The organism is Streptomyces sp. KR55 (assembly GCF_052245645.1).
In the GTDB taxonomy this organism is placed as follows: Bacteria; Actinomycetota; Actinomycetes; order Streptomycetales; family Streptomycetaceae; genus Streptomyces; species Streptomyces flavusporus.
The window spans coordinates 1-25,298 of sequence record NZ_JBQQCE010000100.1 but is presented as its reverse complement, the minus strand read 5'-3'; the positions used below and the strand labels follow the sequence as shown (position 1 = coordinate 25,298).

At 68.3% G+C, this 25,298-nt stretch carries 17 protein-coding genes and 4 pseudogenes; 4 read left to right on the top strand and 17 right to left on the bottom strand.

All coding sequences use genetic code 11. The annotated features are described in order from the left end of the window. From ACTWQJ_RS17030 to ACTWQJ_RS17020, 3 genes are all read right to left on the bottom strand, one after another. On the bottom strand, nt 1–2,478 hold a 2,478-nt coding region (locus ACTWQJ_RS17030), incomplete at its 3' end, for a BTAD domain-containing putative transcriptional regulator (protein ID WP_443307480.1). A 137-nt stretch (nt 2,479–2,615) separates the two neighbouring features. Continuing rightward, on the bottom strand, nt 2,616–3,485 hold the full coding sequence (locus tag ACTWQJ_RS17025; RefSeq protein ID WP_443307479.1) for a dioxygenase family protein: 870 nt from the start codon (nt 3,483–3,485) through the stop codon (nt 2,616–2,618). 70 nt (nt 3,486–3,555) lie between these two features. Next, nucleotides 3,556–4,611, bottom strand: coding sequence for a maleylacetate reductase (locus ACTWQJ_RS17020; protein ID WP_443307478.1), 1,056 nt, complete (start codon nt 4,609–4,611; stop codon nt 3,556–3,558). Between the two features lie 364 nt (nt 4,612–4,975). On the opposite strand from ACTWQJ_RS17020, the pseudogene ACTWQJ_RS17015 reads away from it, so the two are divergent. After that, nucleotides 4,976–5,464, top strand: a pseudogene (locus ACTWQJ_RS17015) (CoA transferase subunit A); the annotation flags it as partial. Between the two features lie 74 nt (nt 5,465–5,538). On the opposite strand, the pseudogene ACTWQJ_RS17010 reads toward ACTWQJ_RS17015, so the two are convergent. Together ACTWQJ_RS17010 and ACTWQJ_RS17005 are read right to left on the bottom strand one after the other, a co-directional pair. Beyond that, nucleotides 5,539–5,841, bottom strand: a pseudogene (locus ACTWQJ_RS17010) (FAD-dependent oxidoreductase); the annotation flags it as partial. Between the two features lie 163 nt (nt 5,842–6,004). After that, a pseudogene (locus ACTWQJ_RS17005) lies at nt 6,005–6,310 on the bottom strand (oxidoreductase C-terminal domain-containing protein); the annotation flags it as partial. Between ACTWQJ_RS17005 and ACTWQJ_RS17000 the strand changes: the two are divergent. After that, on the top strand, nt 6,306–6,521 hold the full coding sequence (locus tag ACTWQJ_RS17000; protein ID WP_443307477.1) for a hypothetical protein: 216 nt from the start codon (nt 6,306–6,308) through the stop codon (nt 6,519–6,521). The pseudogene ACTWQJ_RS17005 and the gene ACTWQJ_RS17000 sit on opposite strands and share 5 nt — an antisense overlap. Nucleotides 6,522–6,676: 155 nt before the next feature. On the opposite strand, the gene ACTWQJ_RS16995 is transcribed toward ACTWQJ_RS17000, so the two are convergent. The 3 genes from ACTWQJ_RS16995 to ACTWQJ_RS16985 form a co-directional block, all read right to left on the bottom strand. After that, entirely contained in the window at nt 6,677–7,420 is a 744-nt protein-coding gene (locus tag ACTWQJ_RS16995) for an isochorismatase family protein (RefSeq protein ID WP_443307476.1), read from the bottom strand. A 203-nt stretch (nt 7,421–7,623) separates the two neighbouring features. Beyond that, entirely contained in the window at nt 7,624–8,367 is a 744-nt protein-coding gene (locus ACTWQJ_RS16990) for an SDR family oxidoreductase (protein ID WP_443307475.1), read from the bottom strand. Nucleotides 8,368–8,832: 465 nt separating this feature from the next. Next, the gene (locus tag ACTWQJ_RS16985; protein WP_443307474.1) at nt 8,833–9,729 is read right to left on the bottom strand and encodes an RNA polymerase sigma-70 factor; all 897 of its coding nucleotides are present in this window, start codon (nt 9,727–9,729) and stop codon (nt 8,833–8,835) included. A 724-nt stretch (nt 9,730–10,453) separates the two neighbouring features. Here ACTWQJ_RS16985 and ACTWQJ_RS16980 point away from each other — a divergent pair. Further along, nucleotides 10,454–10,761: pseudogene (locus ACTWQJ_RS16980) on the top strand (hypothetical protein). A 963-nt stretch (nt 10,762–11,724) separates the two neighbouring features. After that, nucleotides 11,725–14,238 (top strand): SpoIIE family protein phosphatase, encoded by a 2,514-nt coding sequence (locus tag ACTWQJ_RS16975; RefSeq protein ID WP_443307473.1) that lies wholly within the window; start codon nt 11,725–11,727, stop codon nt 14,236–14,238. 399 nt (nt 14,239–14,637) lie between these two features. On the opposite strand, the gene ACTWQJ_RS16970 is transcribed toward ACTWQJ_RS16975, so the two are convergent. From ACTWQJ_RS16970 to ACTWQJ_RS16930, 9 genes are all read right to left on the bottom strand, one after another. Continuing rightward, entirely contained in the window at nt 14,638–14,997 is a 360-nt protein-coding gene (locus ACTWQJ_RS16970) for a 5-carboxymethyl-2-hydroxymuconate Delta-isomerase (RefSeq protein ID WP_443307472.1), read from the bottom strand. A gap of 70 nt (nt 14,998–15,067) precedes the next feature. After that, nucleotides 15,068–16,141 (bottom strand): histidinol-phosphate transaminase, encoded by a 1,074-nt coding sequence (gene hisC / locus ACTWQJ_RS16965; RefSeq protein WP_443307471.1) that lies wholly within the window; start codon nt 16,139–16,141, stop codon nt 15,068–15,070. Between the two features lie 65 nt (nt 16,142–16,206). Continuing rightward, nucleotides 16,207–17,469 carry an ATP-grasp domain-containing protein gene (locus ACTWQJ_RS16960; protein WP_443307470.1) on the bottom strand — a complete coding sequence of 421 codons (1,263 nt, stop codon included), beginning with the start codon at nt 17,467–17,469 and terminating at the stop codon, nt 16,207–16,209. 17 nt (nt 17,470–17,486) lie between these two features. Then, nucleotides 17,487–18,326: a TauD/TfdA dioxygenase family protein gene (locus tag ACTWQJ_RS16955; RefSeq protein WP_443307469.1), complete on the bottom strand. Its 840-nt coding sequence runs from the start codon at nt 18,324–18,326 to the stop codon at nt 17,487–17,489. Then, on the bottom strand, nt 18,308–19,573 hold the full coding sequence (locus tag ACTWQJ_RS16950) for an MFS transporter (protein ID WP_443307468.1): 1,266 nt from the start codon (nt 19,571–19,573) through the stop codon (nt 18,308–18,310). Before ACTWQJ_RS16950 ends, ACTWQJ_RS16955 begins: the two co-directional genes overlap by 19 nt. After that, the gene (locus ACTWQJ_RS16945; RefSeq protein ID WP_443307467.1) at nt 19,570–20,976 is read right to left on the bottom strand and encodes an FAD-binding oxidoreductase; all 1,407 of its coding nucleotides are present in this window, start codon (nt 20,974–20,976) and stop codon (nt 19,570–19,572) included. Before ACTWQJ_RS16945 ends, ACTWQJ_RS16950 begins: the two co-directional genes overlap by 4 nt. Beyond that, the gene (locus ACTWQJ_RS16940; protein ID WP_443307466.1) at nt 20,973–21,182 is read right to left on the bottom strand and encodes a ferredoxin; all 210 of its coding nucleotides are present in this window, start codon (nt 21,180–21,182) and stop codon (nt 20,973–20,975) included. The genes ACTWQJ_RS16945 and ACTWQJ_RS16940 overlap by 4 nt, the downstream gene beginning before the upstream one ends. Before the next feature lie 41 nt (nt 21,183–21,223). After that, nucleotides 21,224–22,471: a cytochrome P450 gene (locus ACTWQJ_RS16935; protein WP_443307465.1), complete on the bottom strand. Its 1,248-nt coding sequence runs from the start codon at nt 22,469–22,471 to the stop codon at nt 21,224–21,226. Next, the coding region (locus ACTWQJ_RS16930; RefSeq protein ID WP_443307464.1) for an amino acid adenylation domain-containing protein at nt 22,468–25,298 on the bottom strand (2,831 nt) is incomplete at its 5' end. The genes ACTWQJ_RS16935 and ACTWQJ_RS16930, both read right to left, overlap by 4 nt.

Below are 25,298 nucleotides of genomic sequence, written 5' to 3'. Positions count from 1 at the left end.
GTATACGTCGTCCTCCTGAAGGAGCAACAGCCCGTCCGGCAGCACCTCGCGCAGCCGGTAGATGGCTTGCCGAAGGTAGCTGCGCCTCGTGGCGTCGCTCCGCCCGGGGAACAGCGCCTCCAAAAGCGTCTGACGCCTGGCGCTCGCTGCGGGCTGGGACAGCAGGTAGGCGAGCAACTCGACGCTCTTGGCCAGCCGCGGGTGGACCTCCCGCCCGTCGACGACCAGCCGTACCGGGCCGAGGTCCTCAAGCGTCAGTCGGGGTACGGCGCGCCCGGTCACCGGTCTTGCGACAGAGAGCGCGGACACGAGTTCGTGCCAGCGTGAGGCGTGCGTGGGTTCCGCGTCGGCCCGACGCACGGTGACGGAGGGCACGTCCTCCAGAGCCTGCAACAGCAGATTGCGGGGGCCCTGGGCCGTCGCGACCTCCAGAGCCAGGTCGGCAGCGGCATCCGCACCGTCCTCATCTCCGGTGCGCCACAACGCCTCGCTCAAGTAAACGGCCGCTGTGGGAAGTTCCAGACGCCTGCCGCCCGTGTGCATGGTGAAGACCGCGGTGGTGAGGTGGGGCACGGCGTCGTGGTCGCGACCGGCCAGCAGCAGCTCCAGGCCTCGCCAGATGCCGGCCAGTTCCGCGGTGAACGCGTAGCGCGCACACCCTCTGCGCTCCGCATCGGCGAGCGCCCGAGCCGCCCGCGGCAGGTCGCGATCCAGGCGCAGGGCCAGTTTTGCCTCAAGGAGCAGACTGAGGATCTCGTACACGCGGGAACCGGTCATTGCGATCTGCTTCCGTCCCGCCAGCAGTGCGGCCCACGCCTCGTCCCGGCGTCCGAGATCCGCCATCAACTCCGCGGCCTCGATCGCCGCCAGCCAGACGGGGCGCGGTCCGTCTCCGACCGCTGCGTACGCCTCCTCCGCCTGGGAGATACGTCCCTCGGCGCGCAGTGCGGCGACCGTCCATGGCGTCCCCGCCACTCTCCGCCAAGCGCCGGACGAGCCGTCCTGCAGTTCGCGCAGCTGCCCAGCCCTGTAGGCGATACGCATCACCATGGCCTCGAGGGGGCCCGCGACACGGTCGAGAAGGTCCGGGGCAAGCTGGGGTGTGCTGTTGTCCGCCAGAGCCAGCACAGCCGCCGCGATGTCGCGAGGGTGCCCGGGAGGCATGACGCGCAGGATCTCGCGTGCCCCGTCGATCCTTCCCACGTGCCAGAAGCACCACACCAGCAAGGCCAAGTCCTCCGCGCCGCCCGGTTGCTCGGCGAGGCCGCTCCACCACGCACGACCGTGGTGATCGGCCAACTGCACGCCCCGCCAGCACTGCTCGAGCCCGAAGGCGACGCGGAGCACCGCCGTGGCCAGGTTCGGTGTGAGCGGTCGAGGCGCCGGGCGCATGCGGTCGAGCCAGCTCTTGGCGGTCGCCAGGTCGAGTCGGCCCAGCACATCGGGCAGGGCACGTTCCGCAGCGTGTCGGGCGGTGTCGGTGTCGCCGCTCATGAGCAGCTCGGCCACGGCGTCCTCGTGGCGCCCCTTGCCTTGGAGCAACGAGGCGTACGCCCCACGCAACGTACGCAGGGTGTTCTCGTCCAGGCGTCCGATCTCGCGTCGGAGATAGTGGCGGAACCGCGGCAGGGCGACCATACGGCTGCCGTCGGGGGACCAGATGAGCGGCAGCCTTCGGCTGCGGAGGGCGGCCATCGTCCGGTCCGGCGATGCCAGTCCGAGGACATTCGCCTGCTCGGCCGTCACGCCGTCGTCGAGCAGGCTCGTGCGGATGAGCAGCGACGCCTCCACGGGCGTGAGTTGGGCCAGCAGTTCGGCCGCGAGGCGATCGTGCTGTGCGGCGGAGGCGGAGGGGTCGGCACCCCACCAGTCGTACAGGATGCCGGTGACCCAACCGCCCATCGCATCGACCAGTTGGCACGGGTCGTCGCCTCGGTCGATGCCCCGCAGGGCTTCGGCGGCCTCGGCCACGTCGAAGGCCAGGTCCCCGTCCTCGAGGAAGGCGACGCGATGGACATCGCCGAGACCTCCGAGGCCTTGGGGCAGATCCACTCGGGAGATCAGTACCAGCCGCGGCCCTTCTGCCAGACTCCCGACCAGTGCGGCGAGTAGCCCCGCCGCACCGGCGCCCCCACCGATCGTCTCCACGCGGTCGAGTACCAGCACCAGTTCCGTGCCGGCGAGCATCCTGGCGAGCCGGGCGCCGACCTCCGACGCTGAAAGCCCTCGCGCCAGTGCGCCCGTCAGCGCGGTTGCCGCGGTCGGCACATGGGGCTCGACGGCTGCCTTGAGAAGGCCCGTCAGCGTCGGCCAGTCGGCGCCGGAATCACCGGCACCGGGATCGACATTGCCGGGCATCCCGGCGAGTGATACCCAGGCGACGGGGCTGGAGAGCTCCTGAACGGCCTGGACCGCGGCGGTCGTCTTGCCCGACCCTGCCGAAGCCGCCATGACGAGTACCGGGTACTGGTCCAGCAACTGATGGATTCTGCGGACCAGCCTCGGTCGGGGTATGACATGGCTGGGCAACCGCGGCAGGACACCGCCCGTTTCACCGGAACCACTGCTCGTCATGGATGACCGCCTCTCGACGGTGTGTGCGGCGGCCGTGGAGATCAGTCCGCGGGGAGGGGTTCGAGGACGAGGGTGTGCCGCAGCACGGTGTACGGCCCGTCGGTCAACCCGCGGCAGGGCCCGGCGTCAGCCTCGAACCTTTCAAAGGACTCGACCAGCGACTCCTTGACACCGAACACCGGATCCACGTCCAGGTACGGGTCGTCCGAAGGGAACAGCATGGTGGTCACGCGCTGGAATCCCGGAGCCTCGATCAGCAGGTGCACATGGGCGGGACGCATGAGCGACCGGCTGGTCGCGCTCATGAGTTCGCCGACGGGGCCGTCACCGGGAATCGGGTAGCTGGACGGGCGAATGGAACGGAAACTGAAGTGTCCCGTCTCGTCGGTCCGGAACAGCGCGCGCATGGCCGGGTCGACTCGGCCGGGTACGTCCACGTCGTAATGGCCCTCCGCGTCACTGTGCCAGACGTCCACCGCCGCGCCGGCCACCGGCGCTCCCTCACGGTTCACGACCCGTCCCTCGAAGAACAGGGGGGTGCCGGGCAGACCTCCGGAGATGTCGGCGGCGTCGAGGTGCTGCGGCCTGTCGTCCCTGAAGAAAGGGCCGAGGACGCTGTTCTGTGTGGCTCCGGCGGGGCGTCGATTACTCAAAGCGTCGACCAACATGGTGACGCCCAGCACGTCGGACAGCAGGATGAACTCCTGGCGCGTCGGCGTGCACATGTGCCCGGTGCGAGTCAGGAAGTCCACTCCTCGGGACCACTCCTCCTCCGTCAGTTCGACATCACGGACGAAGGAGTGGACGTGCCGCACCAGCGATTCCAGGATCTCCGCGAGGCGGGAGTCCTTGGTGTCCCGCATGGTCGAGATCACAGCCTCGGTGATGGTGTCGCTGGTCAGATCACGCATGGTGCGCTCCTGTGGTGGTTGAGTGTTCGATGATGGAGTGGGACTGGGGATGTTCGTTGCCGGGTGACGTCTACGGCGTCTCCCCGGCCCAGGCGCGGGTCAGGAGGGCGCGGACAGCGGTCCGATCCACTGGTCGCGGATTCCAGTAGCCGTCCCGCACGATGAGTTCGGCCGCCTGCTCGATCCCCGATTCCGGCATGCCGAGGTCCCGCAGTGCCCTGGGGGCGCCGAGTTGCCCGGCGAAGTCGAAGAGACCGCTCGCGGCGTCGTCCCCCGACAGCGCCTGCGCGATGCGCGCCATGGCCTCGGGGGCCGCCGGTCCGTTGTAGGCGACCACGTGCGGCAGGACGACCGTGTGGGTTTCGGCGTGCGGAAGCCCGAACGTGCCGCCCAGCACATGGCACACCTTGTGATGCAGGGCCATACCCACTGTGCCGAGGCACGTGCCCGCAAGCCACGCCCCGTACAACGCATCCGCCCGTGCCTCACCGTCGTCCGGACGTCGCGCGATGACCGGAAGGGATCGGGTGAGGGAATCGAGCGCTTCACCGGCCATCAGAAAGGCGACCGGGTCCCGGTCCTGTGCGTAGAGGGCTTCCACGGCGTGCGCCATCGCGTTGATGCCGCTGACCACCGATATCGCCACGGGAAGCGTGAGCGTCAGGTCGACGTCGTACACCACCGTGTTGAGCAGCACTTCCGGCAGCCGCCGGGTCGTCTTCCTGCGGCCTTCGGTCTCTCCGAGGATCGGCGTCATCTCCGAGCCGGCATAGGTAGTGGGCAGCGCCAGCTGCGGAAGACCGGTCCGCACGGCGATCGCCTTGCCGAGGCCGATGGTCGATCCACCGCCCATGGCAAGTACGGAGTCCGCTCCCACGGTTCCGGCGTACGCGACCGCCTTCTCCGTGACCTCGACAGGGGTATGGGCGGCCGCTTCGGCGAAAGTTCCCACTGCTGCAGCACCGAGCAGGTCGCGCATCTCCGCTGCCTGGTCCACTTGACCAGGTGTGCACAGGACGAGCACCCGACGGCGTCCGAGAGCATTGGCCTCTTCTGGGATACGGCTGCGCGTACCGCTGCCGAAAACCACCTTGGTGATCTGCCCCCGATGCACGAATGTCTTCATGAGAATTCCCTCAGCCCCGCCGCTCCGCTGTTCAGGAGGAAAGCGTCGACGCTCGGATGATGCGCGTCAACGGAATCCGTGGGTGATGACGGGAATTGACGTGCAAATACCTTGTTCGTGCGACAGGCGCCGACGCTGCGACCTCGGGATCGCAACCAATATCACTCATCTGCGGGATGCCGAGGGATGCCAAGGCGTTGGACCGTGGCAGCAGGTCTCAGTCAGGCGAGATGCGAATTACACGGGATGCCTGCGGCGGAACCGCCCCGCAATACCTGGACCCTGCACAAATACCTGGAGACCCGACATTACCCTACGGAAAAGCGCCCGATGGGTCCGCATTTACGAGAGCCGGGGCAAAAAGATGGATGAAGTGGCCGGCACGGCCCTGGAGGCAGTGGCGGATGTGCCGGATGGTGCGTTGTTGGCGGTGGGCGGGTTCGGGTTGAGCGGTGTGCCGAACGTGTTGATCCATGCGCTGTTCGAGTGGGGCGTCGGTGGCCTGTCGGTCGTCTCGAACAACTGCGGGGCGATGGAATCGGGTCTGGCGGTCCTGCTGGCGGCGGGCCGGATCGGGCGGGTGACGGGCTCGTACATCGAGGCGAACAAGGAGTTCGCGCGGCAGTATCTGGCCGGGGAGCTGGAGGTGGAGATGATCCCGCAGGGCACGCTGGCCGAGCGGCTGCGGGCCGGCGGGGCGGGGATCCCCGCCTTCTACACCCCGGCCGGGGTGGGCACGCAAGTGGCGGAGGGCGGGCTGCCCTGGCGGTATGACGGCTCGGGCGGGGTGGCGCTGGCCTCGCCGGCCAAGGAGGTGCGGACCTTCGATGGGGTGGCGTATGTGCTGGCCCGCCTCTCCGCCACCGGAGTGTCCGCGATCGACCCGGACTACTTCGGCCTCGCCCCCGTCGAAGCCGTCCACCGAGCCCTGGCCAAGGCCATGCCGTAGCGTTCCAGGTCGTCGATGCCTCGGGCGGCGCCCTGGGTGACGATCTGGGCGGTGCGGGGATCGGCGAGCAGGTAGCTCTCCTTGAGGGCGTCCGCGGCGTGCTGCTGCCAGCTGTCCTCGGGGTCCATCGTGGCCAGGGCCGCGTTGATGCCCCCGGCAGCGAGGGTCGTGTGGGCGTCCTCCTTGGGGCGCTTGCCGACGGCGAGGACATCGATGCCGGCCTCGGCCAGCTCGATCGCCGCCCGCAGACCGGCCCCGCCGGTACCGATCACCAGCACCATGGTGGAAAGACGTTGTTCGGTGATAGCCACGATTGATCCGATTACTCCGAATTACTCCGATCGCCTTGGTCGTCATCGAGTACGACTGGATGATCCAGGTGTTTGTGACACCCGGGTCGCGGCCTTCCTCGACGTCGTCGCCCCGCACCCCGCGGACGCAGCCTCAGGGGAGCAGGCTGTCCAGGGGGACACTGGGATCGGAGAGGAAGGCGTCGTCGATGTCGGGTCCGGAAAGCATCAAGGAACGGATCGAATCGATGACGTCCCACACATTGACGCTCATCCCCGCGAGTACGCGATTCCCTGACATTCAGAAGGCGATGAACTGCCGTTCGGCGGCCTCGCCGCGGAAGACCACCCGGTCGTAGCCGCCCGGTTTCGTGTAACCCGTGTACTCCATGCCGAGGTCGTACTGACCCGTGTAGAAGTACGGCAGCCGGTCGTAGACGGCGTCCTTGCCGAGCATGCTCGCAGGCGATCCGCAGGAGGCGGACGTCCATCACCATGTGATTCTCTCGATCGTCGGCGTGGACCAAGTGCCCCAGCTCGACTACTACCACCCGCTTGCAGCGATGGTTTCTGCCGACGTCGCCGCGGCGCGAAGGCATTCCCCGACGCCCCGTCGCAGCTCAAGCTCGGAACGACAACAGCTTCTGAGGATCTCGTCCTGGCTGGTGTGATTACGGCGCTGGAGGCGCCTGTGCGAAAACGCTCGGCCGGCAGACACCGGCCGAGCGTTTCGCGCCTCCTCACAACAGCCGCATGAACGACGTTGCTGTCACGGTCCCTTGAACTCGCTTCACCACGGGGACCCTTGTGCCCCGCGCCGGACTGGTCACCCGCTCTGCGCTGAAGTGCCCACGGCCGGAGTGCGGCCGGTCGGCTCGGACTCGCCCTCCTTGAACCATGCGGGCGGGGTCATCTGCCCGGTCCCGTAGGCCATGTCGGTGTCCAGGAGATAGCCCCAGCTGGGCAGGTGGTCGTGGACCGCCCCTGTGGCGAGCGGCCAGCCCTGGGCCTCGTCGCGGCGCCAGTCGGCGATCAGTTCAGCCACCACACCGAACCATGCCCTGATGTTCACTCCGGCCTTCGAAAGGTTCGCCACGACCGCCTCGCGAACGATCTGGCCGGGTGCTTCGGCGCCGGAGGCGTCCATGACGGCGTGCACCTCGTAGCCGTCCAGGACCATGTCCAGGGACGGGAACGACAGGCATGTCGCGTCGGTGACGGCTGCGATGATGACCTTCTTGCGGCCGGTGGCTTCCAGCGCCTCGCGGAAGGCGGGCCAGCGGTAGGCGTTGATGACGCCGGGCCGGCGGATGACCTCACTGTCAGGGAAGAGCGCGGCCAGCTCGGGCACCAGGGCCCCGTTCGGACCCCAGTCGCGGCTGGTGGTGAGGATGACGGGCAGGCCCAGGGTCTTGGCGGCCCGGGCGAGCCCGAGGACGTTGTTCTTTGCCGTCTCGGGTGGCATGTCGTCGATCAGCTGCATCAACCCGATCTGGTGGTCGATTAGCAGAAGGACTGCATTCTCCGGGGACAGGGTGTCATAGGGGCCGTTGTTCGGCGTGTACGACACGGAGTACTCCTCCTCTTCGGCAATGCGATTTCAGCAATGCGCGAAATTCCATGATGTATCTGATGTGTGTGATGTATCTGAGTTGTTTATGAATTGGTTTTGCCGCCACGAGCTGCTGCCGAAGAATGACGCGGCTCGGACTGCGGCGAAGCGGGCCCGTAGGTCGCAGTGCGGGGCCCTGATGAGCAGGGCCCCACAAAGACTCACTGCTGTGCGAGCCAGTCGGTGAAGCGGGTTCCGGCGATCTGCGCGTCGGGGCCGGGAAGGAGGCTGGTCTCCTCGAGCTCGGAACCGAAGTACTGGGCGTGAGGGTCCGCCACGACGGTTCGGGGGTCGTTCTGGGCGGCGAGGCCGGTGCGGATGAATTCCTCGAACCGGAACGCGTCGGGGCCGGCCACTTCCACCACGCCGTTGAGGGGGGTGCCGACGGCCGTGCGGCCCACGGCGGCGGCCACGTCGTCGGAGTACATGGGCTGGATCTTCGCGGCGGGGACACGCACGGTGTCGCCCTCGGTCATCGAGTCCGCGATGCCGGTCACGAACTCGAAGAACTGCGTGGCGTGGACGATGGAGTACGGGATCCCCGATGCCTTGATGAGCTTCTCCTGCGCCAGCTTGGCGCGGAAGTAGCCGTTGTCCTCGAGCCGGTCGGTGCCGACGATGGAGAGCGCGACATGGTGGGTCACACCGGCGTCCGCCTCCGCCTTGAGGAGGTTGGTGGTCGAGGTGCGGAAGAACTCCATGACGGCGTTGTCCTCGTACGAGGGGGAGTTCGACACGTCGACCACGACCGAAGCACCCTGCAGGACTTCCGCCAGTCCCTCGCCCGTCAGTGTGTTGACGCCGGTGTTGGGCGCGGCCGGCACCGCCTCGTGGCCGTGCTCGTTCAGCTTGCTGACCAGCTTCGAGCCGATGAGGCCGGTCCCGCCGATTACAACGACCTTCATGATGGGGATCCTCTCGGAGGTTCTTGATATGCGGCGGGCGCAATGAGATGAGCTGCTCGCCTGCACCGTTGAATGCCTGTATGAGACAAGACAGAACGTCGACTCCGCTTGTGACACGCGCGCGTGGATTCGGCCGGTCGACTGCATCTACGAGGGCGAGCGGACGCTCTACACCAATCCCTCCGAGTGGACATCGCCGTGTTCGCCGTCCCCAAAGAAGAGGCTGCCACGCCGACCTGTGGCTTCCGTCCTGACCACGTGCCCTCCTCCGCGCCCCTCGCGCGCAGGTACGCTCAGAGGCCGTCACCGGCTTCGGACCGGAAGCACCTGAGCCTGCTGTCACACTGTGCTGTACTGCACGGTCTGCCATCCTGCGCCGCGCTGCCGGCCGCGCCGTTCCGCATAGGGGAGCGGCGCGGGCCGGCGGAGCGTCGGACGCCCGGCCCGGGCGCACCCAGAGGGTCCTCAGCCGCCCAGTGACGCCACGTATGGCGAGAGCTTGGCCGGGTTCATCACCCACATGATCCGGTCGATCCCTTCCGCCGACACATCGACGGACAGCAGGGCCGTGGGGTTCCCGCCGGACGACACAAGAACGGCCGGGCGGCCGTTGGTCTCGACCCATCGAATGTCCGACTGGGGCCAGAATCGCGGCGCGAAGGCAACGAGGTACTTGGAGACGTGCGGACGTCCGACGACCGGAATCCTCGATGCGCCACGCATCCCTCCGCCGTCGGCGTAGCTGACGACGTCCGCAGCGAGAACATCCTCGAGTTCCCTCAGATTGCCCGTCTGTGCTGCGGTGAGGAACACTTCCAGCAGGCGCCGATGATCAGCCGGGCTGACGCGCTCCCTGCGCTCGGCGGCCAAGTGCTTGCGCGCACGGCTCACCAGCTGACGAGCATTGGCCTCACTCGTTTCCAGGATGTCTGCGACCTGCTGGTAGGGGTAGTCGAACGCTTCCCTTAGGACATAGGCCGCCCGCTCCGCCGGGTTGAGCTTCTCGAGGAGGAGGAGAACCGCCAGTTCGAGTGCCTCAGCCCGTTCCGCCCCCAGTTGCGGGTCTTGACTGGTGTCAACCGGCTCGGGAAGCCACGGCCCGATGTACGACTCCCGTCGCACCCTGGCGGACTGGGCGACGTTGATCGCCAGCCGGGCGGTGATGGTGGCCAGGAAGGCTGCCGACTCGACGATGTTCGTGCGGTCGGCGTTCTGCCACCGCAGCCACACTTCCTGGAGGATGTCCTCGGCTTCCACAGCGCTGCCGAGCATGCGGTACGCGATACCGAAGAGCTGCGGACGCGCTGCGAGGAACTCCCTCGTCGCCTGGTCAAGGGCGTCGGAGTCATCCCCAGCGTGCATGGTTGTCCCTTCCGACCCCAGGGCCCCCCATGCTACAAGCCGCCGCAGCAGTGTGCGCTGTCGGCCGTGGGTGGCTCACATGCAGACGCCAACATGGCTGGCAAATAATGTCACTCATTGTGTGCTCGTGGCCCGCTGGCGACCAGGCCTCGGGGCCGTTCCGGGCGATAGCGCGCTGAGTCGACGCATGGACAAGCACGCGAGCATGAGGAAGTCCATTGCCGGCCTCAGCTGATCGGCGAGTGGGGCCGGGCCACACCATGCCCTGTGGAACGGCTCCCGTGCCACGAAACGCTGTGCGCAGCCGTCGGCCTCGGCTCCGGAAACGGAACCGAGGCCGACAACCAAGGGCCTTCGCCCTGACCGATGGCTGGTGCGGCACAGGCTGACCGCACCGATGCCCTAAGGAATCCGCGCCGGGGAACAGATCGTTGGTGAACGTGGCGGTTTCCAGGATTGCCTTGACCGTAGTCATCTATGACAGCGCTCGCGCCGCTGTTGTGACACTGCTCACGGGGCAGCCGATGTCACAGATCCACGGTGCACTCGGTCATCACTACGAAACGGCTGTGGAAACTGGAAGCCTTGACGCGGCTGCCGCAGGACGATGTGCCGGTCCCATGACACGGTGGACTTATGGAGGTGGAACACGGTGTCGGACAAGAACCCAGTGAGCGGGACCAACGAGCAGCCACGGTCCGAAACGTGGAAGACGGCAGTAGCGATGCTGCAGGACGTCAAGCCGCCCTTCATACCCGAGGGGTCTCGGCGATGACCGTCGTCGAGTGGCGGCCTGGAGACCCTGGAGCCCCTCTGCACCGCCGCTCGGGGCCGGCGTTCGGGTACGTCATCGAAGGTGCGGTTCGTCGTGACCATGTTGTGTGAGCCTGGCAAGCCGATGCTCACCCTGGCCGACGAGGAGGGACTGGCACACAGCGGGCCCACCTGCGTGCCCCGCGTCCCACCGGCTGGACTGCCGCTCCCTGCACACCGCCGTGGCACCGGCCATGGCCGGGACGGCTCACTCCATGACGGGTCCGTCGCATGAGAGACCTTGGCCAGGGGCCTCCCCGCGGTTCACGAAGCCGCGGTGGCCGCACAGGGCGGTGTTCCCACCCCGGGGAACCAAACGATGTAGCTCTCTTGTGGGGAACGCTGCAGCTTTTGTCGGGCCTGCAAGGGCCACCGTGGCCGCAGCCACTGGCGTGCTGACTCTGTGTTTCCGAGCATGCCGAGGACATTTGTGAACGACATACGTTTCCTCCGACTGACCATGTCCCGGCTGACGGGCGCGCTGCGACGGCTACTTCGACTCTTCCTGCGACCCAATACAGCAGACCAGACGGTCACGTTCGTCGATGGTCAGCTACTTGCCCATGAAGGGTTCGGCCTGGTGGATGGTGTCCTGCTGAGGCACGGCAGCGTGTTGTCGGCCCCTGGCCCGCGCCGGGTCTGGTCTGTCACCGGCTGAGGGCGGTCATCCGGTAGTAGACCCGGTCTCACGGCCGTACTGCTCGGGCACATCCCGCCACGGGGTATCCGTCCCGGTCCGCTACCGTATGCCGTCCATCAGCTGCCGCCGTGTTCACACCGGCGGACGGCCAGGCTCGATGCCCTTCGGCAACAACGGCTCCAGCCGGGCCCACTGGCTATTCGTCGGATCACCGTGCCCCACAGCACATGATTACCGGCGACCAAGATCCACTTTCGCAACAGACCCCAGGTGGCATCAGCCACGGCTGCGGCGCTGTCACAGATCAAAGCACCATCCGGTCAATTGCCCAAAAGATGCAAAAAGTCAGATCGACGTCTGCATCTGCGTCTGGAATCGAGAGCAGAGATGAGATGTGGCCTGCTCCAGGTGCCCACCCCCCGTGGTCCTGGTCGCCGCTGTCGTCCGCCCATCGGCTTCCCGCATCCATACCCCCCTCCCTCCATCCATCTGAGGGGAACAGCTTGATGACCAGCACTGAAAAGATGACACTCAGTAAGCAAATGAATACGCGTGAGATATCCGAGTTGGCGATCGCGATGGTCGACGAGCAGGGGACGGTGGTCGCATGGACGGAGGCCGCTGAGCGGCTTGTCGGGTACTCCGCCGGGGACGTGGTGGGTGGGTCTGCCGCACTCGTACTGCCTCTTTCTGATGAAGCGTCGACGATGTCGGCGTTCGTCGAGCAGTGCCGTGCCCAGAACGGCTGGTCGGGCACGACGGCGGTACGCCATCGAGACGGCCGCATGCTCGACGTCACCCTGCGGATGTCGATGTTGTGGGGGCAGGACGGATCAGTCGCGTGGCTGGTGTCCGTGAGCGACATCGGCACGCTGTCCGGGGAAGCGGTGAACGGATCGGTGCAGAAGTCGCTTCTTACCCGCGCACCGATCGGCGTCGCCGTTCGTGACCGGCAGCTGCGTTGTACCTGGGTGAACGACACGATGGAGAGTCACGACGGCATTTCCCGTGACCGACGGCTCGGGCGTCGATTCACCGACGCGCTGCCCGGTGCCAAAGCCGAAGCGCTCGAGGCGGTGATGCGGCAGGTACTGAAGAGCGGCACCACCAAGGTCCACGAGTACCGGACGTCGCTGGCGACGGGTCCGCGCCAGGGGCGCACGATGACGGCTTCGTTCTTCTGCCTCCAGGACGCCGACGGTCAAGCGCTGGGGTTGTGCACCATCAGCGTCGATGTCACCGAGAGCCGGCGGGCGCGTGAGCGCCTCGCCACCCTCAGTCAGGCCAGTACGCGCCTTGGCGGCACCCTGGACGTGATGCAGACCAGTCAGGAACTGGCCGACCTTGCCGTGCCCCTGTTCGCCGACTTCGTCGCCGTGGACCTGGAGCAGTCGGTCCCGTTCGGCGAGGGGCCCCCGGTCCGCATCGGCCCGATGGGCGAGCGCCTCCCCGTGTTCCGACGTGCCGGTCTGGCCTCGATCCACCAAGGGGTCCCGGAATCCCCGTGGCTGCGGGGTGAGCCGGTCGCCGTGCCGCCGAGCTCACCCCTCACCGACGTCCTGGGCACCGGCAGGTCCCACCTGGAGCCGATCGTGGACACCGCTCCGGGCACATGGATCGACCAGGATCCGGTGCGGGCGCAGAAGGTCCATGAGAACGGCATGCACTCCCTGATGGTCGTACCCATCCGCGCGCGGCGCGCCCTGCTGGGCGTGGCGTTGTTCATCCGCACCGAAGACCCGGTGCCGTTCCAGGAGGTCGATCTGCTCCTGGCCGAAGAACTCGTCAGTCGCGCCGCGGTGTCGTTGGACAACGCGCGCCAGTACGCGCGCGAGCAGACCGCGGCCCTCGCGCTCCAACGCAACTTGCTCCCGCGCCGTTTGAGGGGCGGTACGGCGGTCGAGGCGGCCTCGCGCTACCTGCCTGCCGACATGGACCACGGCGTCGGGGGCGACTGGTTCGATGTGATCCCGCTGTCCGCCGCCCGGGTGGCCCTCGTCGTCGGCGATGTGGTCGGACACGGCATCAACGCCGCCGCGACCATGGGCAGGCTCCGCACCGCCGTCCACACGCTCGCCGACATGGAACTGCCCCCCGACGAACTGCTGGCCCGCCTCGATGACACGGTCCAGCGACTGGCGGAACAAGACGCCGACGCCCCCGACAAGACCCCCACGGTGGTGGGCGCCACCTGTCTGTATGCCGTCTACGACCCGGTCACCCGGAAGTGCACCATGGCAGCCGCCGGGCACCCCCCGCCCGCGATCATCGACCCACAGGGCCAGGTCACCTTCCCCGACCTTCCCACCGGAGCCCCACTCGGCATCGGGCTGGGGATCCCTTTCGAGGCCGTGGAGCTGGAACTGCCCGAGGGAAGCCTCCTCGCCCTCTACACCGACGGCCTGATCGAGACCCGCGACCACGACATCGAGGAGGGCATGCACCGCCTGGGCACCGCCCTCGCGCAACCGGGTCGCTCCCTGGAAGACCTCTGCACCCGCGCGATGGAGGCGTTCCAGGGTCGGGCGGAGTGCGACGACGTCACCCTGCTCCTGGTCCGCACCCGCTCGCTCAGCCCGACCCGGGTCGCGTCCTGGACGCTGCCCAGTGACGAGACCGCTGTCCGCAGCGCCCGGAACCTGGCAGCCCGTCAGCTGGCCGAATGGGGCCTGGAAGGTCTCGAGGACTCCACGAAGCTGATCGTCAGCGAACTGGTCACCAACGCCGTCCGCCACAGCACCGGCCCGATCGTTCTGCGTCTGATCCAGCACCAGGTCCTGACCTGCGAAGTGTCCGATACCGACGTCAGCTCCCCACGTCTGCGGAGCGCACGCACCGTCGACGAGAACGGCCGTGGCCTCTACCTGGTCGCTCAGCTGTCCCGCAGATGGGGCTCCCGCTCGATACCGGGCGGCAAGGTCGTCTGGGCGGAAGAAGACCTTGCCTCCGCACCCTCACACGCACGGGCCTTCGGCACGCCGCCCGTACTCGAAGAGCAACCGGACCACGCCTCCCGATCGCGAGCATCCGACCTGCGTGTCAACCAACAAGAATGACAGGGCGTGTGCGCCCGGCACCTCCTGCGGGCCGGACCGAAAACTGCTTGCCGAACTCTGCCAGGCCGACGCCTCACCCGCCGAGGCGGGCGACCGCGCGGGCCGCGCGGCGGGCCGCGCGCGTTGCCCACGTCACGCCCCTGAGGGGCCGTCACTTGCGCGGTCGGTAGCGTTTCGGGCGAAAAGGTAAGAGCCTCAAGTCCGGGCAAAGCGGCCGTTCTGACGGATGATCGAAATACCGGGCGTACGGGCGCACGTGGAAACGAGTGAGCGAACGCCCGGCGAGGGCCATGCCAACGCCTCCCGCACCAGAAGGCCTCAACTCTCGTTACGCGCAGAACTTCTGGATACGCGCTTAGAAGGCGCCGCCTCACCATGTACGACACCATCCTACCCAACTCACCCAAGGTGCTTCGTGTATGAGGCGCTGAGGTCGTGTACATCGACGGACGCGTGTACCACCGCGTCGGGCACGGATGCCGTGTGTGCGCGTACCAGGTCGAGTACCGCACGGCTCAGTTCGGTCTTGGTCTCCGTCGAACGGCCCGGGAGGATCGCAAAGTCGATGTGGATCAGGGCCTGGCCAGGCTTGCCGTCCGAGATGACGGCCTCCTCGACGCGCCGGAAGCGTGTCTTGCAGCTTTCGACCGTGATGCCGTCGACCGTCTTGGCCGCCAGCGCGTGGAGTTCGAGGGCGAAGCGGCGGCGGTTGAAAAAGCCGTCCAAGAGCTCGTCGTAGTCAACGGTGATGTGCGGCATGTAATTCTCCTGGTTCGATGGGCTGTAAAGGCGGTGATGCCAGGGATTGGGTGAGCTGCTTTCCCTTGCTCTATTGGTTACGTTGCGTCAAAGGACGGGCGAAGGCCAGGGCCGCGCGCAAAAAGGCGTCATTCTCCTCGGGGAGTCCGACCGTGACACGGACGCCGTCATTCCCGAAAACTCGGACCATGACTCCATTGTTCGCGCAGTGTTCACCGAACTGCACAGAGTGCTCATCCAGTGGCAGCCAGAGGAAGTTGGCCTGTGATTCCGCAATGTCGTGACCGGCTTCCAGCAAGGCTGCGCGGAGGCGGTCCCGCTCCCGTATCACGGCCTCGCACCGTGCGCGTACTTCGTCGGCGTGTTCCAGGGCGGCGAGTCCGGCTGCCTGGGCGAGGCGGCTCACAGCGAAGGGGACGCCGACTTTTGTCGTGATGGCGGCGATCGGCGGAGGTGCCACGCAGTAGCCGATCCGGACGCCGGCCAAGCCGTACGCCTTGGAGAAGGTGCGGAGGACTGCGACGTTTTCGCGCTCCAGGGCGAGCGGGACACCATCGGGCACCTCTGGGTCCGTGACGAATTCCCGGTATGCCTCGTCGAGGACGACCAGGACATCGGAGGGAATCTTGTCCAGGAACCGCAGGAGAGCATCCGAACGCACCGCGGTGCCGGTGGGGTTGTTCGGATTGCAGACGAAGACGACCCGGGTGGCGGGGGTGAGGGCGGCCGGCATGGCGTCCAGGTCGTGCCGGTGTTCCGCATCCAGGGGGATGGTGCGTACGGCCACGCCGGCGACCTGGGCGAAGACCGGGTACGCCTCGAAGGAGCGCCAGGCGCACAGTACTTCGTCACCCGGGGCGCAGTACGCCTGGATGAGCTGCTGGCACAGGCTCACCGAGCCGCAGCCCACAGCGATCCATGGCTCCGGTACGCCGAGCCGGTCCGCGAGCCGGGAGACCAGCTCGTCCGAGTACCAGGTGGGATAGCGGTGGCTTTCGGACGCCGCGCGGGTGATGGCCGCGACAACGGACGGCGGGGGCGCGAGGGGTCTTTCGTTGGAGTTCAGCAGGACAGCCCCGGGCGGCTGGCTCGGGATGATGTAGTCGGGCAGCGCGGCGAGGCCGGGCCGGATCGGAACGGGCATGGATGTCCTTCCGCAGGGCGCCCGGAGCGGGCGCCGGTCGAACACGTATGTGGCGTGGTGAGTGGTCAGGCGAGCCGGAAGACGTGGTCCTTGAGGGCGAGGATTTGCTGGTAGTCGGCCATCAGCTGCCGGCGGTCGCCTCCCGTCATGAAGACCCGCAGCGGGCTGGACAGAAGGTCGGTGGTGGGGCGCAACCGGTCGCCGGGTGCCACCCGGGGAACCGCCAGATGCACGGTGTCCAGCGCGTCGATCTCGGCGAGGACGTCTTCGTCGATGGCGGCCACTACGCCGCTGAGACTGGTCTGGCCATGGAGGACGAGAGCCTCGCACCGCTTGCGGTACATGGTTTTCCCGGTGAAGCGGCGCGCATACTCATCGGGTCGGATGCATGCCAGTGCCAGCAGGTCCGCCTGGTTCCCGTCCATGCAGACGTCGTGGAATCCGGGCTCCAGATCGCCGTTCAGCCGGGCGCCTATCTCCACCAGTGCGGGGCCTTGTGCGGTCATGATGATTTCCGCGTGGGCGGCGCCGAACCGGATTTCCAGGGCTTCCAGGACGGTGTCGAGATAGGCGACCAGTTCGGTCACCGGCTCACTGTCAGGGGCCAGCAGGATGTTCTTGTCGTACACGCGTTTGGTGCCGATGTCGGTCTTTTCGTATTGCCAGACCCCGCAGACATGCCGTCCCCTGCCGGGCCCGCGCACCACGTCCACGACGTATTCGGTCCCTTGGAGGCAGGACTGGGCGAGCACCTCGGTGTTGTGGCGCTCGAAGATGTCGTACGAGCCGAGGACGGCAGCGGCGGCGGTGCGGATGTCGTGGGCGTCGCGGCAGATGGAAACGCCGTCGGTGGAGGCGGAGCTGAGTGGTTTGATCACCACGGGATAGCCGGACTCGCGCTCCGCCCAGTCCACGATTTCCTGTATGTCCGCGGACTTGAGCTGGCGCGCGCAGTGGATCCCTGCCCGGCGCAGGGTCTCGATCATTTCGTATTTGTCGCGCCGTGCGCTGGAAAGCGCGGAGCCGTTGCCGGGCAGGCCGAGGTGCTCGGCGATCAGGTCGGCCGGGATCACACCGGTTTCCTGACCGGGCAGCACGCAGACGGGGGCGTACTCGGCGAGCTGCTTCGCGGTCTGCTCCAGGTCTTCGTGGACGACGTTGGCGAGGTAGGGGCTCAGGTCCGGCGGCGCGACGGTGGACAGGAACTCGGGCGTGCTCTGCAGATGCAGGACGTCCGCCCCGAGCCGCCGGAACGCGGCGGGCAGGAACTTGCCGACCGAATAGCCGTCGACGATCACGCCGACCGGCGCACGATGGGGTGTCTCCATGGTTCGGCCCACCGTCATCACGCGGCCGCGATGCTGACACGGTGCACGGTCCGGGAGACACCCGGGGGCAGCTCGGTCGCCACGTGGTAGGTGGTCGAGGTCTTCCACACCAGCAGGTCGTGCGGCGTCCAGCGGTGTGTGTAGACGTGGGCGGGGTCCTGCACCAGCGAGTCGACCAGGTCGAAGAAGGCCGCGTTGTCGTTGGGATCGAAGCCGACCACGGAGTCCATGTAGGCGCGGGCGCCGTAGAGGTAGTTGCGGCCGGTGAAAGCGTCGCGCCGCACCACCGGGTGTTCGACCGGCGGGTACTGCTGGACGACCAGCGCCTGCATCTCGCTGATCGACAGTCCGACGTGCTCCTCGCCGATGCGCTGTTGCTTGGTCAGGGTGTGCAGTCCCATGCGGTCCTCGAGCCTGGTCCTCCAGTCGTCCGGTAGCCGGTCGTAGACGTCGCAGGCGCTCGCGAAGAGGGTGTGGCCGCAGTCCTGCGGCACGTTGACGCCGTGCAGCATCGTGTATTCGGAAGGACGCTCGTTGAACGACGAGTCCTGGTGCCAGAAGTTACCGACGCGGGGAACGCCCAACGGCCGGTTGTTCTTCCGCTCGTTGGAGGAGACGAGGATCTCGTCGAACTCCGGGTGTCGCCAGTCCTTCAGCACGAAGGGCACCGGGTTGCCGATCCGTGTGGCCAGTTCGATCTGCTGCTCCGGTGTGAGATCGACGCCGCGGACGACGACCAGGTCCCTTCGCTGGAGCGAGTCGACGAGGTCGTCGAAGACCTCGGGACGACGCAGGTCGTCGATGGTGGCCCCGGTGAACTCGACGCCTATGTGTGGGGTCAGATCGCGCTTGTGCATGATTCGGGTTCCTCCTTGTGTGACGGTTCCTCGTGCGACGGTTCGTCGTCTTGCCAGGTGTAGGGGCTTGCGCGGGCCGCGATCAGCAGCAGCCACGCCACGCAGACCGCGGCTCCGGCCGCCATCCAGGGGAAGCCGGTGTGTCCGGGTCCGGAGAGCAGCAGGGCGAGGTGCGGAGCGAGGATGAAGGCGACGTTGACACCGGTGGAGTAGAGGCTCATGTTCCGGTCGGCTGCGCTGCCGGAGGGCGCCAGGCTGCTGACGTAGTGCAGCAGCCCGGGGAAGACGACGATCTCGCCGGCCGTCCACACCACGGTGGAGAGGATGAGGGACGGGCCGGATGAGGAGAGCCCCATCAGCAGGAAGCCCGCGCCCGCGAGCCCGTATCCCATGAGCAGCGTCGGCAGGCTGCTCCAGCGTGCCATCGCCGCGTTGAGGGGGACTTCGAAGAGGACGATGCCCGCGGCGTTGACGGTGAAGATGATGCCGGCCCAGTAACCGGGCATCCCCAGAGCGACGATGACGTAGGTGCCGGCGAAGACCGAGGGGAGGGAGTATGCCAGCTGGATCGGCAGCGACAGGCCGAAGATCGTCCAGAACCGGGTGTGGTCACGTAGCGAGCGCGCGCCGACGCCGGCCCGCTTCTCCGTCCGTATCGGGCGGCCCGGTGGGCCGCCGCCGTGCGTCCGGAGCGCCAGAGCGCCGGCCGCGGCCAGGACACAGACGGCGTTGGCCCAGAACACCGCCCGTGGGCCGACCGCGAAGATCAGCCCGCCGACGATCGGGCCGACGGCCATTCCTAGGTTGATGGCCAGCCGGTAGCAGGAGAAGGCGACCTTGCGTTCGGCGGGCCGTGAGACGTCGACGATGGCCGAGTAGGCGGCGGGGGTGACCACTTCATAGGCGAAGCCCCAGACGACAACTGCCGTGACGATCGAAGTGAGTTGATGGACAAGGGGGATGACGGCAAGTACCGCGGCATTGAGCAGGAAGCCGCCGAGCATCACCGTGCGTGCGCCGAACCGTGCCAGCAGCACACCGGCCGCCAGGTCGGCGGCGAGCGCGCCCACTCCGAAGCAGGCGACGGCCGCGCCCACCTGTGCCTTGTCGAGGCCTTCGGACAGGAGGAGGTGAGCGGCGAGAAAGGGGTACGCCATCGTTCCCGCACGGAAGATGAGCGTGGTGAGGAAGAGAGCGCGCAGCGCGTCGTCGAGTCCGGCCACGATCCGGAAGGTCTTGAGGATCACGAGGTGCCGTGACCCGCCTCCGCCGGAGTGAACACGGCTCCCGGATTGAAGAGATTTCCCGGGTCCAGCGCCGCCTTCAGCTGCCGATGCACCCGCAGTGAGACAGGGCCCAGCTCGCGCTCCAGCCACTCCTGCTTGAGCTTGCCGATGCCGTGTTCGCCGGTGACCGTACCCCCGAGGGATAGGCCCAGGGCGAGGATCGCGTCAAACGCCTCACCGGCCCGCCGGAATTCTCCCGGTGACGTGCGGTCGTACAGCACGGTGGGGTGCATGTTGCCGTCCCCCGCGTGTCCGACGACAGCCACGGTCAGGCCCGCTTCGGCGCCGATCTTCTCGCAGCCTGCGATGAGTTCGGCGATCCGGGTGCGCGGCACGGCCACGTCCTCGGTCATCACGGCGCCCTGCGCCTCCAGGGCGGTGAGCGACACCCGGCGGGCGCGCAGCAGCAGATCGCCCTCGGCCGGATCGCGGGTGGTGTGGGTGAAGGTGGCCCCGGCCTCCTGGCAGAGCCGCACCATCGCCGACAGTTCGCGATCGGCGGCCGGGCCGCCCGAGTCCGACTGGCAGAGCAACAGGGCCCCTTGGCCCGCACCGCCGAGATCGGTACCGAGATATGCCGCGGATGCCCGTAGCGAGGTGGCGTCCATGATCTCCATGAGGGAGGGGACGATGCCTTCCCGTACGACGCCGATGACGGCGCCGCCCGCCTGCTCCACCGCGTCGAACGAGGCGATGAGCGTGCTGGGGGCGGCCGGCAGCGGTGTGAGCGCGAGGGTCGCCTGGGTGATGACGCCGAGGGTGCCCTCGCTGCCGACGAAGAGGCGGGTGAGGTCGTATCCGGCGACGCCCTTGACGGTTCGGCGCCCGGTCCGCAGCAGTGAGCCGTCGGCGAGCACCGCTTCCAGGCCGAGCACAAAGTCCGCGGTCACGCCGTACTTTCCGCAGCACAGGCCGCTGGCGTTGGTGGCCAGGTTGCCGCCGAGGGTGCACCACTCCAGGCTCGAAGGGTCTGGCGGGTAGAAGAGGCGGTGGCGGGTCGCCTCCTTTCGCAGATCCAAATTGACCACGCCGGGCTGGACGACCGCGAGCCGGTTGTCCGGGTCGAGCTCCAGGATTCGGTTCATTCGCGTCGTGACGAGGACGATGCAGCCGCCGATGGCGTTTGCCGCGCCGGTCAGGCCGCTGCCCGCGCCACGAGGCACGATCGGGACGCCCGCCTCGGCGCAGGCGCGGACGCAGGCTTGCACCTGGGCGGTGTCGGCGGGGAGGACGACGGCGAGCGGCCGCCCGCGCGGTACCAGCGGCATCATGTCGCCCGCGTAACCCTCGGTCACATCGGGGTCGGTGAGCACCGCCTTCTCCCCCAGGGCCTCGCGCAGCGCCCGGAGCAGGGCCGCCGTCATGCGGTGCTGCCCGGCGCGTCGACCAGGATCGCCCGGGCGGGGCAGAGATCGGCGGCCTCGTGGACGGCGTTCGCGAGGTGCGCGTGCGGAGTCGCGTCGAGCAGCAGGACGACACCGTCGTCCTCGCTCTGTCCGAAGACGTCGGGGGCGGACAGAACGCAGTGTCCGGCGCCGACGCACTGTTCCGGCAGGAGGGAGACCTGCATGGCGGGAAGCTCCTTGTGTGTCGTGCTGTCGTGTGTGGGGGTCACCAGGTGACGGGCAGCTCGTGTACGCCGTACACCGCCATGTCGTCCTTGAAGCGGAGCTGTTCGTCGGGCACAGCGGTACGCAGGGTGGGCATTCGGCGGGCGACGGCCGCGTACACCTCCTGGAGCTCCACCCGGGCGAGGGACTGTCCCAGGCACTGGTGCGGGCCGTAGCCGAAGGCAAGATGGCCGTGCGCGCGCTGGGTGGGGTCGAAATCCTCACCGGCGCCGAACCGCCCGGGGTCACGGTTGGCCACATTGATGGCGGCGATGACGCCCTCTCCCGCGCGCACGAGGTGGCCGTTGACATCGACGTCCTCGACGGCGATACGGCGGATGCCGCGCTGCACGATGGTCAGGTAGCGCAGCATCTCCTCCACGGTGTCGCGGAGCAGTTCGGGGTCGTCGCCCTCGCGCAGCGCGGCGAGATGCCCGGGGTGCCGCAGCAGAGTGAGAACGCCCAGCGAGATCATGTTGGCGGTGGTGTCATGCCCAGCGGTGAGCAGCAACAACGCCATCGCGGCGAGCCGTTCACGGTCGATGGCGCCGGTGCGAAGGTGCTTCACCGCGATTCGGCTGATGAAGTCCTGCCGCGGGTCCCGCTCCCGGACGGCGACCAGGGACTCGAGGTAGTCCTGCAGCTCCTGGCGGGCGGCCGCGGCGGTCTGTGTCGTACCGCCGATCGCGTTCATGGTGTGGGTGAGGGAGCGGAACAGTTCCCGGTCCTCGAACGGCACTCCCAGGAGTTCGCAGATCACCGAGAGGGCAACAGGGAGGGCCAGTTCACCGACCAGGTCGGCCGGGGCGGGCCCTTGGAGCATCCGGTCGAGGCAGCGGTCCACGACGCTGCGCACAGCGGGGCGCAGGGACTCGGCGCGTTTCACGGTGAACTCACTGAGCACCAGCCGCCGGTAGTGAGCGTGTTCTGGGTTGTCCATGATGAGCAGCGTCGGGGTGACGGCCGTCTCGGCGAGGGCGACGGCGCTGGACAGGGGGTAGCCGGGGCGGCTCTTGTCCGCACTGAACCGCGGATCGGAGAGCACGACCCGGGCGTCCTCATAGCGGGTGAACAGCCAGGGCCGGACCCCGTTCCAGATCGTGACCCGGGCGACGGTCCCTGCGGCGCGCACCCTGGTGACCTCTTCGGGCGGTGCGTACGGGCACTGGCGTGCCATCGGGTAGTGCAGGGGTACGGGGGTCCCTCCGGAAAGCACCGTGCCGGTGGGCGTGGAACGTGCGGTGGTCATCGGTTGGTCTCTCCGGTCGTCGTACCGAGCGCGGCGGACTGCCGCAGGAAGTCCCACCACCGGCCGATGAGGGCGTCATCGAGCTCGGGTGGGGTGATGCCGTGTGCCAGCAGTGCGTCGAGGGTGGCCCGGTTGTGGTGGCGGACGTGGCTCGGGTGCCGGGTGGCGCCCAGTTCCCTGAGGTGCTCGAGGTAGGCGAGGGCGGGCAGTTCGGCCCCGTCTGCGCCGGCTGCGCGCAGTCGCCGTATCCACTCGGCGAGGTCCACCGGCTCCATGGGGCCACCGCCCCGCCGGTCGTACGGGGTGAGGAAGGTATCGAGGCGCAGTTCCTGAGGGTGGTGCAGGTGGTAGACGGCGCCGGACTCGTCGTCGGCGAGGGCCAGCGCCACCAGCGCCCGCGCCATGACATCGACGGGGAGCACGTCGAACGTCAGCCGTGGGTCGGCCGGGTAGCAGCCGAGTTCCACGCAGCTCACGAGAATTCGGGTGAGCATGTCGTCCAGGCTCACAGCGCCGTTGCCGGTGGCTCCGCCCGCCCGGCCGAGCCGGTAGACGCGGGCGTGCGCCCCGCGCGCCACGGCCTGGGCGACGAGCTGTTCGGCCGCCCATTTGGTGGCGGCGTAGCCCCGTCCGCGCGGGTGCCGTTCAGCGTCGGACGGGGTGGCCTCGGTGATCGTCCGCGGTGTGCCGTCGGCCGTAAACACCCCGATCGTGGAGATGTGGTGGAACCGGGCGGGCCGGCCCGCCGCCGCGATCTTCAGTAGTTCTTCCGTGCCACGGACGTTGGCGGCGGCGAGATGCTGGAAGCCGGAGAGGTGGTGTACTCGGGCGCCGACGTGGAAGACGGTTTCCGCCTCCTGCAGCGCCCGCTCCCACTCGGTACCGGCCAGCCCCAGCCCGTGCTGTGCCAGGTCGCCCGGGACCGGCACGATACGGGGGTCGTGCGGGTCCACCCGCAGTCCGTAGCGGGTGACGGTGGCCTCGATACGGTGGCGCGCGGCGTCGGGCGAGTCGGCCCGTATCAGGCAGAGCACGCGGTCGTCGGTGCGGTCCAGCAGCTCCTGCAGGACGTAGGCCCCGACGAAACCGGTGGTGCCGGTGAGCAGCGCCGGTCCGCCGGATGGTGCAGGTGGGCCGCTGAAGACGACCGCCGGATCGAGTACGGCGTCGGCCGGGCCCACGGTGTCCGCGGCCCGGACGGTCCGGCCTGTTGTCCGGTCGGCCGTGGCGCGGACGGTCGGCGCCGCCAGGAAGTCACGGACCGCGATACGGGCGCCGCACTCCCGCTCGATGAGGCCGAGCAGCCTGATGACCCGCAGTGAATGTCCGCCGAGCGCGAAGAAGTCGTCGTCGAGCGACCCGACCGAGCTGCCGAGCACCTCTTCCCACAACCTCAGCATCCGGCGTTCTTCCGGGCTCGCCCCCGCTGCCGGATCGGCGTCCACGGGCGCCGCCGGAAGCCGGTCGGCCAACAGGGCGGCGATGGCGTTGCGGTCGGCCTTGCCATGTGCGCTGGTCGGGATGGCGTCCACGGGAACGAGGTGCCGGGGCACCATATGGCCGGGCAGCAGCCTCATGAGATGCTCGCGCGTCTGCCGGGCGTCCGCCGGGCCGACATGGACAGCCGCCAGTTCGGCGTCCGGACCGTGTCCCAGGACGACCGCCACCGCCTCCCGCACTCCGGGGTGGGTCGCCAGCGCCGCTTCGATCTCGCCCAGTTCGATGCGGAAGCCGCGCAGCTTGATCTGGCCGTCCAGCCGGCCCAGGAAGTCGAGGTTCCCGTCGGGCAGCCGACGCACCCGGTCGCCGGTGCGGTACAGCCGCTCACCGGGGCCGACCGCCGGGACGGTGGTGAAGAGCTTCGCGGTCTGCTCGGGGTTGTTCCAGTAGCCGTGGCCGACACCTGCGCCGCCCAGGTACAGCTCGCCGGGGACCCCGACGGCAGCCGGCCGGCCGTACCGGTCGATCACATGGGCGCTTGTGCCCGGCAGCGGATGGCCGATCGGCACCCGGGCCCGGTCGTCGTCCGGCGCGACGTGGTAGGTGGTCGCGAGGATGGCGGCCTCGGTCGGCCCGTATCCGTTGATCACCACCCGGCCGCGGGCGAAATGCCGGGTGTCGTGTACGTCCGCGGGCTCACCGGCCACCAGCAGCACCCGTACGCCCACGAGATCCGGGCGGCCCAGGGCACGCAGCAGCGAGGGGACCGTCACCATGACGGTGACCTCCCGCTCCCGCAGCAGGCGGGTCAGGGCCGCTCCGTCGCCGCGAGTGGTGTCGTCGCAGAACACCAGGGAGGCGCCGGAGACCAGCGGCATGAACTGCTCGTAGACCGCGACGTCGAAGCCGGGCGAGGTGAGCTGCAGCCAGACGTCCGTGGCGTCGAAGGGGTGCCGGGTCAGGTTCGCGCGGAGCGTGTTGACGACCGAGCGGTGCCCGATCACCACACCGCGCGGGCGGCCCGTGCTGCCGGAGGTGTAGATGATGTACGCCGGGTCGTCCGGGGCCGTGCCCGGGGCGGGGAGGACGGTCGTGGGCTCGTCGGCGGGTTGCGTCAGCCGGTCGACGTCGAGCACGGCCGTCGCCTCGGGCACCTCGCGGAACAGTACGTCGGAGAATTTCTTGGCGGTGACCAGGATCCGTGCCTGTACGTCGTCGATGGTGTACCGCAGCCGCTCGGCGGGGTACGACGGGTCGAGCGGGACGTACGCCGCGCCGGCCTTGAGCGCGCCGAGGATCGCCACGATCAGGTGGGGCGAGCGTTCCAGACAGATCGCCACCCGGTCGCCCGCGCGCACGCCGTGCGCGGCGAGCCGGACCGCGGCAT

Excerpts from the sequence above, each read along its gene's own strand:
- ACTWQJ_RS16990 (WP_443307475.1), bottom strand. The coding sequence starts at position 8,367 with ATGAAGGTCGTTGTAATCGGCGGGACCGGCCTCATCGGCTCGAAGCTG.
- ACTWQJ_RS16970 (WP_443307472.1), bottom strand. The coding sequence starts at position 14,997 with ATGCCGCACATCACCGTTGACTACGACGAGCTCTTGGACGGCTTTTTC.
- ACTWQJ_RS17025 (WP_443307479.1), bottom strand. The coding sequence starts at position 3,485 with ATGCGTGATCTGACCAGCGACACCATCACCGAGGCTGTGATCTCGACC.
- ACTWQJ_RS17000 (WP_443307477.1), top strand. The coding sequence starts at position 6,306 with ATGCTCGCAGGCGATCCGCAGGAGGCGGACGTCCATCACCATGTGATT.
- ACTWQJ_RS16975 (WP_443307473.1), top strand. The coding sequence starts at position 11,725 with ATGAATACGCGTGAGATATCCGAGTTGGCGATCGCGATGGTCGACGAG.
- ACTWQJ_RS16935 (WP_443307465.1), bottom strand. The coding sequence starts at position 22,471 with ATGACCACCGCACGTTCCACGCCCACCGGCACGGTGCTTTCCGGAGGG.
- ACTWQJ_RS17020 (WP_443307478.1), bottom strand. The coding sequence starts at position 4,611 with ATGAAGACATTCGTGCATCGGGGGCAGATCACCAAGGTGGTTTTCGGC.
- ACTWQJ_RS16945 (WP_443307467.1), bottom strand. The coding sequence starts at position 20,976 with ATGACGGCGGCCCTGCTCCGGGCGCTGCGCGAGGCCCTGGGGGAGAAG.
- ACTWQJ_RS16985 (WP_443307474.1), bottom strand. The coding sequence starts at position 9,729 with ATGCACGCTGGGGATGACTCCGACGCCCTTGACCAGGCGACGAGGGAG.
- ACTWQJ_RS16955 (WP_443307469.1), bottom strand. The coding sequence starts at position 18,326 with ATGCACAAGCGCGATCTGACCCCACACATAGGCGTCGAGTTCACCGGG.
- hisC (WP_443307471.1), bottom strand. The coding sequence starts at position 16,141 with ATGCCCGTTCCGATCCGGCCCGGCCTCGCCGCGCTGCCCGACTACATC.
- ACTWQJ_RS16960 (WP_443307470.1), bottom strand. The coding sequence starts at position 17,469 with ATGGAGACACCCCATCGTGCGCCGGTCGGCGTGATCGTCGACGGCTAT.
- ACTWQJ_RS16940 (WP_443307466.1), bottom strand. The coding sequence starts at position 21,182 with ATGCAGGTCTCCCTCCTGCCGGAACAGTGCGTCGGCGCCGGACACTGC.